This window comes from Pseudomonas sp., from assembly GCF_035277045.1.
Taxonomy (GTDB): domain Bacteria; phylum Pseudomonadota; class Gammaproteobacteria; order Pseudomonadales; family Pseudomonadaceae; genus Aquipseudomonas.
In genome coordinates, this window is the sequence record NZ_DATELE010000158.1 from 43,082 (window position 1) to 57,290 (window position 14,209).

At 65.1% G+C, this 14,209-nt stretch carries 14 protein-coding genes; 5 read left to right on the top strand and 9 right to left on the bottom strand.

Annotation, left to right across the window (positions count from 1 at the left end; translation table 11 throughout):
• Positions 1–90: 90 nt before the first annotated feature.
• The 3 genes from VJS90_RS07535 to VJS90_RS07545 all read right to left on the bottom strand — a co-directional run bounded on the left by VJS90_RS07535 (position 91) and on the right by VJS90_RS07545 (position 2,437).
• Positions 91–552: an FxsA family protein gene (locus tag VJS90_RS07535; protein ID WP_324120590.1), complete on the bottom strand. Its 462-nt coding sequence runs from the start codon at positions 550–552 to the stop codon at positions 91–93.
• 65 nt (positions 553–617) lie between these two features.
• A complete protein-coding gene (locus VJS90_RS07540; RefSeq protein ID WP_324120592.1) occupies positions 618–1,349 on the bottom strand; it encodes a HugZ family protein in 732 nt (243 codons plus the stop codon).
• 80 nt (positions 1,350–1,429) lie between these two features.
• On the bottom strand, positions 1,430–2,437 hold the full coding sequence (locus VJS90_RS07545; protein ID WP_324120594.1) for a DUF481 domain-containing protein: 1,008 nt from the start codon (positions 2,435–2,437) through the stop codon (positions 1,430–1,432).
• A 154-nt stretch (positions 2,438–2,591) separates the two neighbouring features.
• On the opposite strand from VJS90_RS07545, the gene VJS90_RS07550 reads away from it, so the two are divergent.
• Both VJS90_RS07550 and VJS90_RS07555 read left to right on the top strand, forming a co-directional pair.
• Positions 2,592–2,945, top strand: coding sequence for an MGMT family protein (locus VJS90_RS07550; RefSeq protein WP_324120596.1), 354 nt, complete (start codon positions 2,592–2,594; stop codon positions 2,943–2,945).
• Between the two features lie 43 nt (positions 2,946–2,988).
• Positions 2,989–4,545, top strand: coding sequence for an AmpG family muropeptide MFS transporter (locus tag VJS90_RS07555; protein ID WP_324120598.1), 1,557 nt, complete (start codon positions 2,989–2,991; stop codon positions 4,543–4,545).
• 15 nt (positions 4,546–4,560) lie between these two features.
• Here the strand turns inward: VJS90_RS07555 and VJS90_RS07560 are convergent, their stop codons facing one another.
• The 3 genes from VJS90_RS07560 to VJS90_RS07570 all read right to left on the bottom strand — a co-directional run bounded on the left by VJS90_RS07560 (position 4,561) and on the right by VJS90_RS07570 (position 7,403).
• Positions 4,561–5,811, bottom strand: coding sequence for an MFS transporter (locus VJS90_RS07560; protein ID WP_324120600.1), 1,251 nt, complete (start codon positions 5,809–5,811; stop codon positions 4,561–4,563).
• A 104-nt stretch (positions 5,812–5,915) separates the two neighbouring features.
• Complete coding sequence (locus VJS90_RS07565; RefSeq protein ID WP_324120602.1) at positions 5,916–6,806, bottom strand: mechanosensitive ion channel family protein; 891 nt, start codon at positions 6,804–6,806, stop codon at positions 5,916–5,918.
• Positions 6,807–6,917: 111 nt separating this feature from the next.
• Positions 6,918–7,403 carry a YajQ family cyclic di-GMP-binding protein gene (locus VJS90_RS07570; protein ID WP_324120604.1) on the bottom strand — a complete coding sequence of 162 codons (486 nt, stop codon included), beginning with the start codon at positions 7,401–7,403 and terminating at the stop codon, positions 6,918–6,920.
• Between the two features lie 100 nt (positions 7,404–7,503).
• Here VJS90_RS07570 and VJS90_RS07575 point away from each other — a divergent pair, with 100 nt between their 5' ends.
• Genes VJS90_RS07575 through VJS90_RS07585 form a run of 3 tightly spaced genes read left to right on the top strand, consistent with a single transcriptional unit; the run spans position 7,504 to position 11,061 of the window.
• Positions 7,504–8,421 carry a putative 2-dehydropantoate 2-reductase gene (locus VJS90_RS07575; RefSeq protein WP_324120606.1) on the top strand — a complete coding sequence of 306 codons (918 nt, stop codon included), beginning with the start codon at positions 7,504–7,506 and terminating at the stop codon, positions 8,419–8,421.
• A 46-nt stretch (positions 8,422–8,467) separates the two neighbouring features.
• A complete protein-coding gene (locus VJS90_RS07580; protein WP_324120608.1) occupies positions 8,468–10,486 on the top strand; it encodes an ATP-binding protein in 2,019 nt (672 codons plus the stop codon).
• A gap of 14 nt (positions 10,487–10,500) precedes the next feature.
• On the top strand, positions 10,501–11,061 hold the full coding sequence (locus VJS90_RS07585) for a cob(I)yrinic acid a,c-diamide adenosyltransferase (protein ID WP_324120610.1): 561 nt from the start codon (positions 10,501–10,503) through the stop codon (positions 11,059–11,061).
• 152 nt (positions 11,062–11,213) lie between these two features.
• Here VJS90_RS07585 and VJS90_RS07590 read toward each other — a convergent pair whose 3' ends face one another.
• From VJS90_RS07590 to argJ, 3 genes are all read right to left on the bottom strand, one after another.
• Entirely contained in the window at positions 11,214–12,158 is a 945-nt protein-coding gene (locus VJS90_RS07590) for a Nudix family hydrolase (protein WP_324120612.1), read from the bottom strand.
• Positions 12,155–12,787: a glutathione S-transferase family protein gene (locus VJS90_RS07595; protein WP_324120614.1), complete on the bottom strand. Its 633-nt coding sequence runs from the start codon at positions 12,785–12,787 to the stop codon at positions 12,155–12,157. Before VJS90_RS07595 ends, VJS90_RS07590 begins: the two co-directional genes overlap by 4 nt.
• 66 nt (positions 12,788–12,853) lie before the next feature.
• The gene (gene argJ / locus VJS90_RS07600) at positions 12,854–14,071 is read right to left on the bottom strand and encodes a bifunctional glutamate N-acetyltransferase/amino-acid acetyltransferase ArgJ (RefSeq protein WP_324120616.1); all 1,218 of its coding nucleotides are present in this window, start codon (positions 14,069–14,071) and stop codon (positions 12,854–12,856) included.
• Positions 14,072–14,209: the final 138 nt, after the last annotated feature.

The window sequence follows — 14,209 nt, forward strand, 5'->3', positions numbered from 1 at the left end:
ACAAGTCTGGGGCGATAAAATTTTTCGCGAAATTTCCTACAAATAAAAACGGCCCCGCAGTGGGGACCGTCGTGTAACGAAGCGCCGGGTTCAGGAATCGCGGCGTTTGTACTCGCCCTCGATCACATCGGGGCGGCGGGCAGGTGCGCCCGGTTGCGGGTTCAACGGATCGTCACTGAAGGCCCGCTGGCGCATCGCCTGGGCCTCGACACGCTGGCGCAGCTTGCGCGCCACCAGCTTGCGGGTGAACGGCAACAGCATCAGCAGGCCGAGCACATCGCTGATGAAGCCGGGTATCAACAGCAGGCCGCCGCCCAAGGCTAGCATCAGGCCCTGGAACATGTCCTCGGCTGGCAGCTCGCCGCGTTGCAGGCTTGAACGGGCGCGCAGGGCGGTGGCCAGGCCCGCCACGCGCATCACCAGCACACCAAGCGCGGAGCCGGCAATGATCAGCAGCAACGCGGGGAAGAAGCCTATCGCGGTGCTGACCTTGAAAAAGACATACAGCTCCAGCACCGGAAAAATCAGAAACAGCAGTAGAAAAGCGCGCATCAAAGGTTCCTCGACGGAAGTCAACCTTCCTGTAGGACCTCAAATGGTTACGATCAGTCGCTATTTCAACCCTGGACGTTCGCCGCGGTCGGCCACTGTTCAGCGCGAGCCAGCAAAACCAGGGCTTCGCGGACTTGTATCGGCGTATTGCAAATGCGTGGAAAAGGCAGCCAATGCACGCCCTGACCAATGCGCAGGTGCATCCCTTCGCTGTCGAGGCCGACCAGGCACGCCGCTGGCGTACCGGGAAGGCCGCTGAGTTCGACGTAGTGGGCGATGGCACTGGCATGGTCGCCGTTCATGTGCTCGATCATGCTGGCCTCGGCCTTGCCGGCGAACGGGTTGGCGAGGGTAACCTGGTCGAGCCAGTGGATGGCGCCAAAGCCGCCGATGTAGCGATGGCGCACCGGCTGCAGCACCCAGAAGTCGAAGTCGTGGGCGCGGTGGTAGTTGGCGGCATCCGGAAAGAAACGGTAGTAGCGCTCGGCAGCCGCTTCGATCGCTGCTTCGTCCACCAGCTTGCGCGCCTCGGCCATCACCGTCAGGCGGCCGACCGCCTGCACGTCCTCGGCTTCACGCTCCCCTACCAGCAAAGAGCACTTTGGGTCCTGTCGCAGGTTGTGGGTGTGCTGGGCGATGCGGCTGATCAGGATCAGCGGCTGGCCTTGGGCGTCGAGGCAGTACGGCACCACGGAGCCGAAGGGATAGCCGGGCATCGACTTTGAATGGGTCGACAGGACCCCGCGGTATTCCTTGAGCAGCAGTTCTCGCGCGGGCCGAATGGCGTTGTCACTCACGGGGAGCTCCTGGGGCGGTGGACGGTGGTGACAAGATAATGATTATCACCAGAAGGTGCCAGCCACCCCGCGTCCGCCGCTTACCAGGCTACGCCGAAGCCTGCCGTGTAGCGGGTCTTGTCCAGGTCGCTGTCGTCCGTGCCGCTGATGATGTCTTTCTCGGCCTTGAGGTTGAGCGAAGCCCATTCGGTGACCTTGTAGCGCAGGCCGATCTCGGCATCCAGGGAGTAGTTGGCAACATCGCCCAGCGGCTTGCCCACTTCGCCATTGGTGAACAGCTCGACCGTCTTGCCGATGAGGTAGCGGTTGTAGTCCCACTTCACGGCCGCGGAATAGAAGTTGTCCTTGCCACCGTCGCGGTACTGGTAGTCGGTGCGGTTGATCAGCGAGCCGAGGGAGAAGGCACCCAGCTCGTCGTCCCAGAACTGGTAGCCAGGACCGGTACCGACCGTGCGCTGGCGGGCCAGGTCTTCGATCTGGTCACGCTTGTAGTTCAGGCGGCCCTGCCAGAACCACTTGTCGGTGATGAAGCGGTCCAGAGCGTACTCGGCGCTCCAGTTGTTGGTGTTGGTGACGTCGTCCTCGGTCTCGCGGTTGTACTCGCCCTCGGCGGTGTGGCGCCAGCGGCCATGGCGGGCCGTGGTCTTGAAGCCGACGTCGTAGTCGTCCGTGTCGTTCTCGGCGCGCTTGTAGTCCAGCGCCAGGTCGACGTTGCCCTTCCACACCAGGTCTTCCACGACCGGCTTGGGCTTGAGGATCTGCGCGATGCTGGCGAGCTCGACCGTCTTTGGCGCGTCGCCATTGGCCAGCGTCACCTTGCCGTCCTCCGCCGCCTGCAGCGACTTCGCCTTCTCGCCGGTGTAGGCATCCTGCTTGACCAGCAACTGCTGGTCGCTTTCCAGGGTCTTGATCTGTTTCCAGTCCAGAGGGATGGAACCACCATAGGCGGTCTCCAGCAGCAGCTTGCCGCCATCGAAGACCTTGATCTTGCCGCTCAGCTTGTCACCGTTCTTCATCCAGACGGTGTCGGCGAGGGTCGGGGTACACAGGGTGGCTGCAGCAACGCACAACAGGAATCTAGAATACATAAGCAAGAGAAAGGCTCGAACTGACGAGAAAGGCCGGGCATTATCCAGATACCCGTGCCCAGAGCAAGGAAAGACAAACATGATGCCATCGAGTTCAATTCTCATTTGCCGGCGTCAGCATTCCCATCACCCTCCCATTCCCCGGTAGCCCTTGATGCCCGCGTCCTCCAGCCTTACACCGGAACAAGCACATGCCCGACGAATGGCACTGTATCTGGTGCTCGACCAGATCCCGGCCGGCAAGGTCGTCAGCTATGGTCAGGTGGCCGAATACGCTGGCATGAGCCGCGCGGCGCGCTGGGTCGGCCGGGCCCTGGGGCAGCTCCCGGAGGATACCCGCCTGCCCTGGCACCGGGTCATCGGCGCCAGCGGCCGGCTGAGCCTGAAGCCCGGCACCCCGTCAGGCGAAGAACAGCGTGCCCGGCTGCGTGCAGAGGGCGTGAACGTGCACAATAATCGTGTGGATATGACGCGCCACGGCTGGCGCCCAATGGAGCACAGCGGTTAGAGTGCGCGCTTTGTTTTCGCAAACTTGAGGCAGATGTTGGCCCATGCCCCGTAAAACCTGGCGCGCTGCGCTCGCTGCCTATGCCAGCCCGTCTACCTTGGTGCTGCTGCTGCTCGGCTTCGCCGCAGGCCTGCCGTACATGTTGGTGTTCTCCACGCTCTCGGTCTGGCTTCGCGAGGCTGGCGTGGCCCGTGAAACCATCGGCTACGCCAGCCTCATCGGCCTGGCCTATGCCTTCAAATGGGTGTGGTCGCCACTGCTTGACCAGTGGCGCCTGCCGTTGCTCGGCAAAATGGGGCGTCGTCGCTCGTGGCTGCTGCTGGCCCAGGTGCTGGTGGTGATCGGCCTGGTCGGCATGGGCTTCTGCGACCCGCAGAAGCACCTGTCCTGGCTGATCGCCCTGGCGGTACTGGTGGCATTCGCCTCGGCCACCCAGGACATCGCCGTCGACGCCTATCGTCTTGAAATCGCCGATGACCAGCGCCAGGCAGCGCTCGCGGCCAGCTACATGGCCGGCTACCGTATCGCCGCGCTGCTGGCCACCGCCGGTGCGCTGTTCTTCGCCGAATGGTTCGGCTCCACCGGTTTCAGCTACCTGCACGAAGCCTGGACCGGGACCTATGTGCTGTTCGGGCTGCTCATGGTGCCGGCGGTGCTCACCACGCTGGTGATGCGTGAGCCGCCAGTGCCGCTGCGCACCCAGCTGTCGGCGGCGCGCTACGGCCTGGTCCACCAGCTGGCCTCGGTGTTCGTGCTGATCGTGTTGCTGGTCTCGGTGCCCGCGACCTTCACCCAGATGTACAACACCGACTGGGCCAGCGTGATGTTCGGCGACTCCACCCCGCTCGACCTGCTGCTCCAGGACCGTGCCTTCCTGCGCCTGATCCTCTACGCGCTGCTGACCTGGCTGTGCCTGTCGGCCATGGGCCGCCGCGGCCTGGCGCCGGTGCTCACGCCAATCAACGATTTCATCCTGCGCTATCGCTGGCAGGCCTTGCTCCTGCTTGGGTTGATCGCCACCTACCGGATGTCCGACACGGTGATGGGCGTGATGGCCAACGTGTTCTACATCGACCAGGGTTTCACCAAGGACCAGATCGCCAGCGTCAGCAAGATCTTCGGCCTGATCATGACCTTGGTGGGCGCCGGTTTCGGTGGGCTGCTGATCGTGCGGTTCGGCATCATGCCGATCCTGTTCATCGGCGGCGCGGCATCGGCGGCGACCAACATCCTGTTCCTGATGCTGGCCGACATGGGCCCGAACCTGCAGATGCTGATCGTCACCATCTCGCTCGACAACTTCAGCTCTGGGCTGGCCACGTCGGCGTTCGTCGCTTATCTGTCGAGCCTGACCAACCTCAAGTTCTCGGCGACCCAGTACGCCTTGCTGAGCTCGATCATGCTGTTGCTGCCGCGCCTGATCGGCGGTTACTCGGGGGTCATGGTGGAGAAATTCGGCTACCACGACTTCTTCCTGATCACCGCCCTGCTTGGCGTGCCGACGCTGGTCCTGATCGCCCTGCAGTGGCGCCAGGAAGCAGGCCGCGGCACCCAGGCGCCGCTGGATGAAGGCAAGGAACAGGCCGTCGAGCGGCCTTGAATCCCGCGCAGGGGGCTACCGAGCCGCGGCCCCCTCCCCCGACGCCTCGCGTCCATCCAGCAGCACCCACAAGGGCCACAGCGCCAGTGCACCGCCGATTCCCGCCAGCACCGCGAAGTGCAGCAGGCTGGCGCCGGCACCGATCATCGCCAGCAGCGCGCCACCGACCCCTAGCAAGGTGATGGTGATCATGCCCAGCATCGCCGAGACCAGGCCTTTGCTCTGGTCGCTGGAGAACAGCGTCATCCGGTACAGCACCGCGTTGGCGACGCCCAGGCCCAAAGCGTTGAGCGACAGTCCCGCCACCAGGCTGGTGACGGTGGGCCAGATCCACGTGAGCACGGCCATCGCAGCCAATCCCAGCAGGTAGGGCCAGAGCGCGCCACGGACCAGGCTGGTGAGCGGATAGCGGTCGGCAATGCGGTTGATGATCAGGTTGCCGGCAATCAGCCCTCCGAACACCGGCAATTGCCACAGCGCGTACGCCAAGGTGCTCAAGCCCTCGTCATGGATCAGCAGCACCGGCGACAGCCCGATCCAGCCGATCAGCGGCAGGCTGACCAGGCCCAGCGCTGCGCTCCCGGCCACGAAGCGCCGGTTCGCCAGCAACCGGCCATAGCCCGACAGCAGGGGCAACAGTTCGATGGGCGTGAACGGCAGACGCGAGCCGTCGCGGCGCTGCACACCCAAGGTTTCGGGCATGAAGCGCAACAGCGCCAGCCAGGTCAACACCGCCCCCACCGCCAGCACGACGAACAGCCAGCGCCATCCCATCATCTCCAGCAGCAAGGTCCCGACCAGCGGGCCCAGCAGCGGCGAGAGCAGCGCGATGTTGGCCAGCAACGCCATCATGCGCACGGCATCGGCCTCGCTGAAGGCCTCGTTCAGCGCCGGATAGCTGACCGTGACCACGAAGCCCAGGCCGATGCCTTGCAGCAGGCGCAGCAGGTTGAACAGGCCGATATCGTCCACCCAGTAGGTGGCCAGGCAAGCGATGCCAAACACCACGCAGCCGGTCAGCAACAGGGGGCGGCGGCCGTAGCGGTCGGCCAACGGGCCGATCAGCCATTGCAGTACCACGCCGCCGAGCAGGTAGAGGTTGAGTGCGTGAGGGATGAAGTCGGGACTGGCGTTCAGGTCGTCAACCACCGAGGGCATGGCGGGCATGATGACATCGCTGCCCAGGTAGGTGAGCAGTTCGAAGAGGGCCAGGGTAAGCGCGAAACCCAGGGCTCGCAGAGGGGTGATGTTGATCAGCGGGGTCATGGCAGGCGTCAGGTCAGGCGAGTGACTGGGCTATATGCCAGAAAAGCGGTGTTCATGCCATGAACAAATGCGAGGGGACGCGGCGCCCCCTCGCATTGCCTGGACTACTGCGCGGCAGGCGTTACTGGAGTTGCCTGAGTTGCTGGCGCTCCTGGAGCCGCAGGCGCTTCCTGCACCACGCGGATCACGCGCTGCGGGAACGGGATCTCGATGCCTTCGGCCTTCAGACGATCGCGGGCCTGCTCGTTGAGCATGAACATCAGGCTCCAGTAGTCCGGCGTCTTCACCCAGACCCGCAGCGAGACGGTGATCGAGCTGTCACCCAGCTCCGACACCACGGCCTGGGGCGCGGGCTCGGGCAGCACGCGCGGGTCCTTGGCCAGCTCCAGCAGCACTGCACGCGCCTTCTGCAGGTCGGCGTCGTAATCGACCCCGACGTTGAACACAACCTGGCGGGTGGGCTGGCGGTTGTAGTTGGTGATGATGCCGTTCGACAGGCTGCCGTTGGGCACGATCACCGTCTTGTTGTCACCGGTGCGCAGCACGGTATGGAAGATCTGGATGGTGTCGACCGTACCGCTGACGCCTTGCGCCTCGATCCAGTCGCCCAGGCGGAACGGACGGAACAGCAGGATCAGCACGCCACCGGCGAAGTTCGCCAGGCTGCCCTGCAGCGCCAGGCCGATGGCCAGGCCCGCGGCACCGATCGCCGCGACGAACGAGGTGGTCTCGATGCCGATCATCGACGCCACGCTGACGAACAGCAGGATCTTCATGATGATGTTGGCCAGCGTGCTGATGAAGCTCTGCAAGGCCGGGTCGGAATTGCGCAGGCCTATCAGCTTGCCGAGCCTGTCGCTGAGCTTGTTGGTGATCCACCAGCCAATCGCCAGGGTCACCAGCGCCAGCAGCACCCGGCTGCTGTATTCCATGATCAACGGAAGCCAGGCCTGGGAGGTCCTGACCAGGTGATCCACTTCAGCGTTCAAATCCATGTTCGTCTCCTGATGCCAAGCGGCGTGAAACAGTAAAAGCCGGCCGCCAGGATTGCAGCGGCCACAGGAAACTGGGACATCAGGTCATATCCCAGGTTCCTGGCGGGCCGATCAGTCGCGGAAGTTGTTGAACTGCAGCGGCATGTCGAATTCCTTGGCGCGCAGGGCCGCGATGGCTTCCTGCAGGTCGTCGCGCTTCTTGCCGGTGACACGGACCTGCTCGCCCTGGATGGAGGCCTGGACCTTGAGCTTGGCGTCCTTGATGTGGGCGACGATCTTTTTCGCCAGCTCTTTGTCGATGCCCTCGCGGAACTTGGCTTCCTGTTTCATTTCCTTGCCCGAGGCATAGGCGTCCTTGACCTCGAGGCACTTGACGTCGATCTTGCGCTTGACCAGGGCCAGGCGCAGGATCTCGACCATGGCCTCAAGCTGGAACTCGGCCTCGGCGGTCAGCAGCACGGTCTGCTCCTTGTCCTTGAACTCGAAGGTGCCTTTGCCCTTGAGGTCGTAGCGACGGTCCAGTTCCTTGACGGCGTTCTCGACCGCGTTGGTGACTTCGTGCTTGTCCAGTTCCGATACCACGTCGAACGAAGGCATGGTTGTTCTCCAAATAAAAAACGCGCGCTCGTCTGAAGATGGAGCGCGGCGGGTTTGACGGTTAAAATGCGGACTCATTATAAACGGTTGGCAAACGCAGATGAGCAGCACCTGGCATATTCTCGGCGCTGGTAGCCTGGGCAGCCTGTGGGCCTGCCGGCTGGCACGCGCCGGCAAGGCGGTCCAGCTGATCCTGCGCGACCGCCAGCGCCTGCAGGCGTACGAGGCGGCGGGCGGCCTGACCCTGGTCGAGCATGACCAGGCCAGCCACTATGCGGTCCCGGCCCAGGTCCCCGAGACGAGCGGCCCGATCCACCGCCTGGTGCTGGCGTGCAAGGCCTACGACGCCGCACCCGCGGTCGCGCGCCTGGCACCGCGCCTGGTGCCGGGCGCCGAACTGGTCCTGCTGCAGAATGGCATGGGCAGCCAGGAAGAGGTCGCCGAGCAGGCCCCACACGCCCGCTGCATCTTCGCCTCCAGCACCGAAGGCGCCTACCGCGAAGACGCCTGGCGGGTCAGGTTCGCCGGCCACGGCTTCAACTGGCTGGGCGATCCGGCCAACCCCGGCGTGCCGGAGTGGTTCGAGGACTTGCACGATGCAGGCATTCCCGCGCAATGGACGGTCGACATCCTCACCCGCCTGTGGCGCAAACTTGCGCTGAACTGCGCGATCAACCCCCTCACCGTGCTCAATGACTGCCGCAATGGTGGGCTGCTCGAGCACCCGTGCGAGATCGCGACCCTGTGCGGCGAACTCGGCGAGCTCTTGCAGCGCTGCGGCCAGCCGCAAGCCGCCGACGACCTGTACGCCGAGGTACAGCGGGTGATACAGGCCACCGCGGCCAACTACTCTTCCATGTACCAGGACGTGCGCGGCGGGCGCCGCACCGAGGTCCACTACCTGCTCGGCCATGTGTGCCGTGTCGCGGCCCGCCATGGCCAGGCGCTGCCGCACCTGGAACGGTTGCAGCGGCGGCTGGTCGATAACCTCACGTCGCGCGGGCTGCCTGGCGACTGACAGGGGCACAGCCCTTCAACCCTCTGATGCGGACCTTGCCTTGCCCATGACCCTGCGCCAACGCCTGGACAACCTGCCGGTCGGGCAAAAACTGCTGGCGGCCCTGCTGGTGCTGCTGGTGACCATCCTGCTGGTGGCCAACCTGACCTTCATCAGCGCCGCCTACTGGATCACCCAGGAAAGCATGGCGCCCCAGGCCTTGCACACCATCGGCCGGCTGGTGTCGAACCCGCAGCTGGCCGCGCGCGCCGGGGACTCACCGGAAAACGCCTCGGCCCTGCTCGACGAGCTCGACAGTTACTCGCCGCTGCGCGCCGCCGCCCTCTACGGGAGCGATGGCAGCATGCTGGCGCAGTTGCAGCACGGCGTGCCGCTGGCGCTGCCCAAACGCTTTCGCAACATCGATGGCTGGCGCCTTACCGAGTTTCGCAGCACCCAGCTGATCCGCCTGCCACGTCCGGGCAAGCCGCCCGCCCACCTGCTGCTGGTGGCGAGCAGCGAGCTGCCGACCACCTTCTATACCGGCACCCTCACCGCCAGCCTGGGGATCCTGGTGTTCAGCGTACTGCTGTGGCTGGTCATCGCCCGGCAGATCAAGCGCCTGATCACCCAGCCGATCTATCAGCTCGAACAGCTTTCACGCCAGGTGACCCGCGAAGAGAATTACGCCCTGCGCGCCCGCCGTGGCAACGACGACGAGATCGGCAGCCTGGCCGACGCCTTCAACACCATGCTCTCGCGCATCGAGGCCCGCGAGCAGCAGCTCAAGCGTACCCGCGACGAGTTCCAGGACGCGTTTGACCAGGCCCAGGGCCTGGCCGAGGAAACCCGTCACACCAACCGCAAGCTGGAACTCGAGGTCCAGGTGCGCAGCAAGATCGAGAAAAAGCTCACGGGTTTCCAGAACTACCTCAACAGCATCATCGACTCCATGCCCTCGGCCCTGATCGCTCTGGACGAGCAGCTCTACGTCACCCAGTGGAACCACGAGGCCACGGTGCTTTCCGGAACGCCACTGGACGAGGCGTTGAACCAGCCGATCTTCCTGGCTTTCGAGCCGCTCAAGCCCTACCTCACGCAACTGCGCGACAGCGTCGAGAAACACCGGGTGGTGAAGATCGAGCGGGTGACCTGGACCCACGGGGATGTATCCCGCCACTACGCCCTCACCTTCTACCCGCTGACCGGCGGTGGCGGGCGTGGCGTGGTGATCCGTATCGATGACATCACCCAGCGCCTGTCGCTCGAGGAGATGATGGTGCAGTCCGAGAAAATGCTCTCGGTGGGTGGCCTGGCCGCCGGGATGGCCCACGAGATCAACAACCCGCTTGGCGCGATCCTGCACAACGTGCAGAACATCCGCCGGCGCCTTTCGCCAGAGCTTCCGCGCAACCAGCAACAGGCCGGCGAGCTGGGCCTGGACCTGATGACCATCAATCGCTACCTGGAGAGCCGCGAAGTGCCGCAGCTGCTGGACGGCATCCAGCAGGCCGGCGCGAGGGCTGCCAAGATCGTCACCCACATGCTCAGCTTCAGCCGCCTCAGCAACCGCCAGCTGGTGCCGTGCGACTTGCCGGCACTGATCGACCAGGCCTTGGAGATCGCCGGCAACGACTTTGACCTGGCCATCGGCTTCGACTTCAAGGGCCAGGCGATCGTGCGCCAGTTCGATCCCGGCCTGGGACCGGTGCCGTGCACCGCCAACGAGCTGGAACAGGTGCTCCTCAACCTGCTGAAGAATGCCGCGCAGGCCATCCATCTGCGTCCCGAAGGCGCGGAGCCTGGACGGATAATCCTGCGCACCCGCCTCAACCCGCCCTGGGCGGAAATCCAGGTCGAGGACAATGGCGTCGGCATGCCCGAGGCCGTGCGCAAGCGCACCTTCGAGCCCTTCTTCACCACCAAGGAGATCGGCCAGGGCACGGGCCTTGGCCTGTCGGTGTCGTATTTCATCATCACCAACAACCACAAGGGCCAGATGGAAGTGCAGTCGACGCCAGGACAAGGTACCTGCTTCACCCTGCGCCTGCCCCTCGCCCAGCCCGCGCCGGTGGCGCAGGCCTAGACGGAGTCACGACCATGGGCTTTCGCCTGTCGAAGATCTACACGCGTACCGGGGACAAAGGTGAAACCGGCCTTGGCGATGGCCGCCGGGTGCCCAAGGACCATCCACGCATCGAGGCCATTGGCGAGGTGGACAGCCTCAACAGTCAGCTGGGCGTGTTGCTGGCGGGACTGGCCGAGCATGGGCTGAGCGAGGTGATCGAGGTTCTGGCGCCCTGCCAGCACCGGCTGTTCGACCTGGGGGGCGAGTTGGCGATGCCCACCTATCAGGCGCTGAGCCAGGTGGAAATCGATCGGCTGGAGACGGCGATCGATCGCTGGAACGATGAGCTAGGACCGCTGGAGAACTTCATCCTGCCCAGTGGCTCGGGGCTGATTGCCCAGGCGCATGTGTGCCGCAGCGTGGCGCGCAGCGCGGAGCGGCGGTGTCAGCAGTTGAATCGGGAGGAGCCGTTGGCGGGGGTTGGGCTGGCGTATATCAACCGGTTGTCGGACCTGCTGTTTGTTGCCGCGCGGATCATCGGGCGGCGCCAGGGGGTGGCCGAGGTGTTGTGGCAGGCGGCGGTGAAGCCGTGAGTCTTGCAGTGCCCATGCCGACCCCTTCGCTGGCAAGCCAGCTCCCACAAGCGCGGCGCTGACGCTAGGGATACAGCGCCGGTTTGGAAGTCTGCACCGAGCCCGTGGGAGCTGGCTTGCCAGCGAAGGGGCCGGAGAGATCAACGCATATCTCAGCCCTCAGGCCAGAACGCCCGAATCCCTGCAACCCCTTGCGCCCCGGCCTGCCAGGCGCGCTCGCGGTCTTCTGGCCCTACCCCACCCAGCAGGAACACCGGATGCCGGAACCCGGCTATCAAGCCCGCAGCCTGATCCCATCCCAACGGCACGGCATCAGGATGCGTCCGCGTGGCCTGCACCGGCGACAAGGTGACGAAATCCACGCCCATCTGCTCGGCCAACGCCAGCTCTTCAGCGGTATGGCACGACGCCGCCAGCCAGCGCTCTTTCGGGAACGGACGCCCCTTGGACGCATACTTGCGCAGCTGCGCGGCCGTCAGATGCCAGCCGGCCGACGGAAAATCACCCAGCCATTCCAGCGGTCCCTTGAGCATCAGCTGGGCCTTGCCGGCGCACAACCCCGCCGCATCCACCGCCACATCGCGGTACTTGGGGTCGTACATGTCCGGCGCGCGCAACTGGACCAGCCTGATCCCCCCGGCCACCGCCTTCTGGATACCGCGCAGCATCTGCGGCACTTCGAGGCCTTCGGGGGTGATCAGATACTGGTCTGGCAGTCTGGCGGCGGCCACGATCGGCTGGTTGGCCTCGGGAAAATCGTACTGCGCAAGCTCACGCGGTGACACCCACGCCAAGGGCTGGCCCTCGGCACCGTGCGGCTCGCCGCTGAAACCCGACACTTCCCAGACGTCCAGCAGCACCTGCTTGTCGGGATAGTCGTGCCCCACCTTGATCAATGGCCGCGAGGCTGTCACCTCGATGCCCAGCTCCTCGCGCAACTCGCGCGCCAGGGCCGCAGCGACGGATTCGCCCTCCTCGACCTTGCCGCCGGGGAACTCCCAGAGCCCGCCCTGGTGCTGGGTATCAGCACGGCGGGCGATCAGGATTCGGCCATCGGCGCCCCGAATCACGGCCGCCACCACATGAATGCGTTTCACCCTGTCCGCTCCGCCAGGCCTGCTTTCTGCCAGGCCTGGAAGGCCGGCCATTGGTAGATCGTCTCGATATACAGGGCGGCCTCGGCAGGCACGTCGACCCGGTAGGTGCGCAGACGCACGGCCACGGGCGCGAAGAACGCATCAGCCAGGCTCGGCTTGCCAAACAGGAACGGCCCGCTCTCCTTGGCCACCAGCCGGCACTCGGACCACAGCGCGACGATGCGGTCGATGTCCACCTGCACCTCCAGCGGCATGTTTTCCAGCGGCTGTGAACGCGACAGATCAAACGGCATGTGGCTGCGCAGGGCGTCGAAACCACTGTGCATCTGCGCGCAGGCCGAACGCGCCTGCGCCCGTGCGGCAATGTCGGCGGGCCAGAGCTGCGCCTCGGGATGGCGCTCGGCCAGGTATTCGCCGATCGCCAGCGAATCGGCGATGGTGCCGTGCTCGGTCTTGAGCAGCGGCACCTTGCCGGTGGCGGAGAATGCGAGGAGGCGCGCGCGGGTATCGGGCTGCCTGAGTTTGATCAGCGTTTCTTCATACGCGACGCCGGCAAGCTCAAGGGCCAGGGCACCGCGCAGTGACCAGGAGGAATACAGCTTGTCGCCGATGATCAGTTGGTAACTCATGGTTGCGCTCCAGAGGGTATGGGAAAGGCCGCCCCTCAGGACGGCCTCGCCCCGGTGACCGGCGAATCAGGTCCGGTATTCGGCGTTGATCTTCACGTACTCGTGGGACAGGTCAGTGGTCCAGATCGTCTCGCTGCACTGGCCGCGGCCCAGCTCGATGCGGATGGTGATCTCTTCCTGCGCCATGACCGCCGAGCCTTGCGCCTCGGTGTAGCTCGCGCTGCGCCCGCCCTTGCTGGCGATGCAGACATCGCCCAGATAGACATCGATCAGGCTGACATCGAGCTGCGGCACGCCAGCACGGCCGACGGCGGCGAGAATGCGGCCCCAGTTGGGGTCGGAGGCGAACAGCGCGGTCTTGATCAGCGGCGAGTGGGCCACGGCATAGCCGACGTCCAGGCATTCCTGATGATTGCCGCCGCCATTGACTTCGACGGTCACGAACTTGGTCGCGCCTTCGCCGTCGCGCACGATGGCCTGGGCCACTTCCATGCACACCTCGAACACGGCCTTTTTCAGGGCCTCGAACAGCGCGCCGCTGGCTTCGGTGACTTCGGCAACGTCGGCCTTGCCCGTGGCGATCAGCATGCAGCAGTCGTTGGTCGAGGTATCGCCATCGATGGTGATGCGGTTGAACGACTTGTTGGCGCCGTCGAGGATCAGGTCCTTGAGCACGCCGGGTGCGACCTTGGCGTCGGTGGCGATGTAACCGAGCATGGTGGCCATGTTCGGGCGGATCATGCCGGCGCCTTTGCTGATGCCAGTGACGGTGATGGTCACGCCGTCATGCTGGAACTGGCGGCTGGCACCCTTGGGCAGGGTGTCGGTGGTCATGATGCCGGTGGCGGCAGCGGCCCAGTTGTTTTCCGACAGATCGTCCAGGGCGGCCTGCAGGGCGCCTTCGATCTTCTCGACCGGCAGCGGCTCGCCGATCACGCCAGTGGAAAATGGCAGTACCGCGCTGGCATCGACACCGGTCAGCTCGGCGAGCCTGGCGCAGGTGCGCTCGGCCGCGGCGAGGCCTGGCGCGCCGGTACCGGCATTGGCATTGCCGGTGTTGGTCAGCAGGTAGCGGACAGTGCCTTGCACGCGCTGCTTGGCCAGGATGACCGGCGCCGCGCAGAAGGCATTCAGGGTGAACACGCCGGCGACGCTGGCGCCTTCGGCGCAACGCATCACCACCACGTCCTTGCGCCCTGGGCGCTTGATGCCCGCAGAGGCGATACCCAGTTCGAAACCCGGAACCGGGTGCAAGGTTGGCAAAGGACCCAGACCAACAGCCATGAAATCGCTCCTAGAAAAAATGTCTCGCCGAGCCGGCGGCCAGGCTTGAAAAGGGCCACGATGCGGCCCATTCGCGGCACAAGGCCGCTCCCACAGACCTCAGCACCCTGTGGGAGCGGCCTCGTGCCGCGAATGGGC

Excerpts from the sequence above, each read along its gene's own strand:
- VJS90_RS07535 (WP_324120590.1), bottom strand. The coding sequence starts at position 552 with ATGCGCGCTTTTCTACTGCTGTTTCTGATTTTTCCGGTGCTGGAGCTG.
- VJS90_RS07565 (WP_324120602.1), bottom strand. The coding sequence starts at position 6,806 with ATGGATTTGAACGCTGAAGTGGATCACCTGGTCAGGACCTCCCAGGCC.
- VJS90_RS07570 (WP_324120604.1), bottom strand. The coding sequence starts at position 7,403 with ATGCCTTCGTTCGACGTGGTATCGGAACTGGACAAGCACGAAGTCACC.
- VJS90_RS07560 (WP_324120600.1), bottom strand. The coding sequence starts at position 5,811 with ATGACCCCGCTGATCAACATCACCCCTCTGCGAGCCCTGGGTTTCGCG.
- VJS90_RS07580 (WP_324120608.1), top strand. The coding sequence starts at position 8,468 with ATGACCCTGCGCCAACGCCTGGACAACCTGCCGGTCGGGCAAAAACTG.
- VJS90_RS07575 (WP_324120606.1), top strand. The coding sequence starts at position 7,504 with ATGAGCAGCACCTGGCATATTCTCGGCGCTGGTAGCCTGGGCAGCCTG.
- argJ (WP_324120616.1), bottom strand. The coding sequence starts at position 14,071 with ATGGCTGTTGGTCTGGGTCCTTTGCCAACCTTGCACCCGGTTCCGGGT.
- VJS90_RS07555 (WP_324120598.1), top strand. The coding sequence starts at position 2,989 with ATGCCCCGTAAAACCTGGCGCGCTGCGCTCGCTGCCTATGCCAGCCCG.
- VJS90_RS07545 (WP_324120594.1), bottom strand. The coding sequence starts at position 2,437 with ATGTATTCTAGATTCCTGTTGTGCGTTGCTGCAGCCACCCTGTGTACC.
- VJS90_RS07595 (WP_324120614.1), bottom strand. The coding sequence starts at position 12,787 with ATGAGTTACCAACTGATCATCGGCGACAAGCTGTATTCCTCCTGGTCA.
- VJS90_RS07550 (WP_324120596.1), top strand. The coding sequence starts at position 2,592 with ATGCCCGCGTCCTCCAGCCTTACACCGGAACAAGCACATGCCCGACGA.
- VJS90_RS07585 (WP_324120610.1), top strand. The coding sequence starts at position 10,501 with ATGGGCTTTCGCCTGTCGAAGATCTACACGCGTACCGGGGACAAAGGT.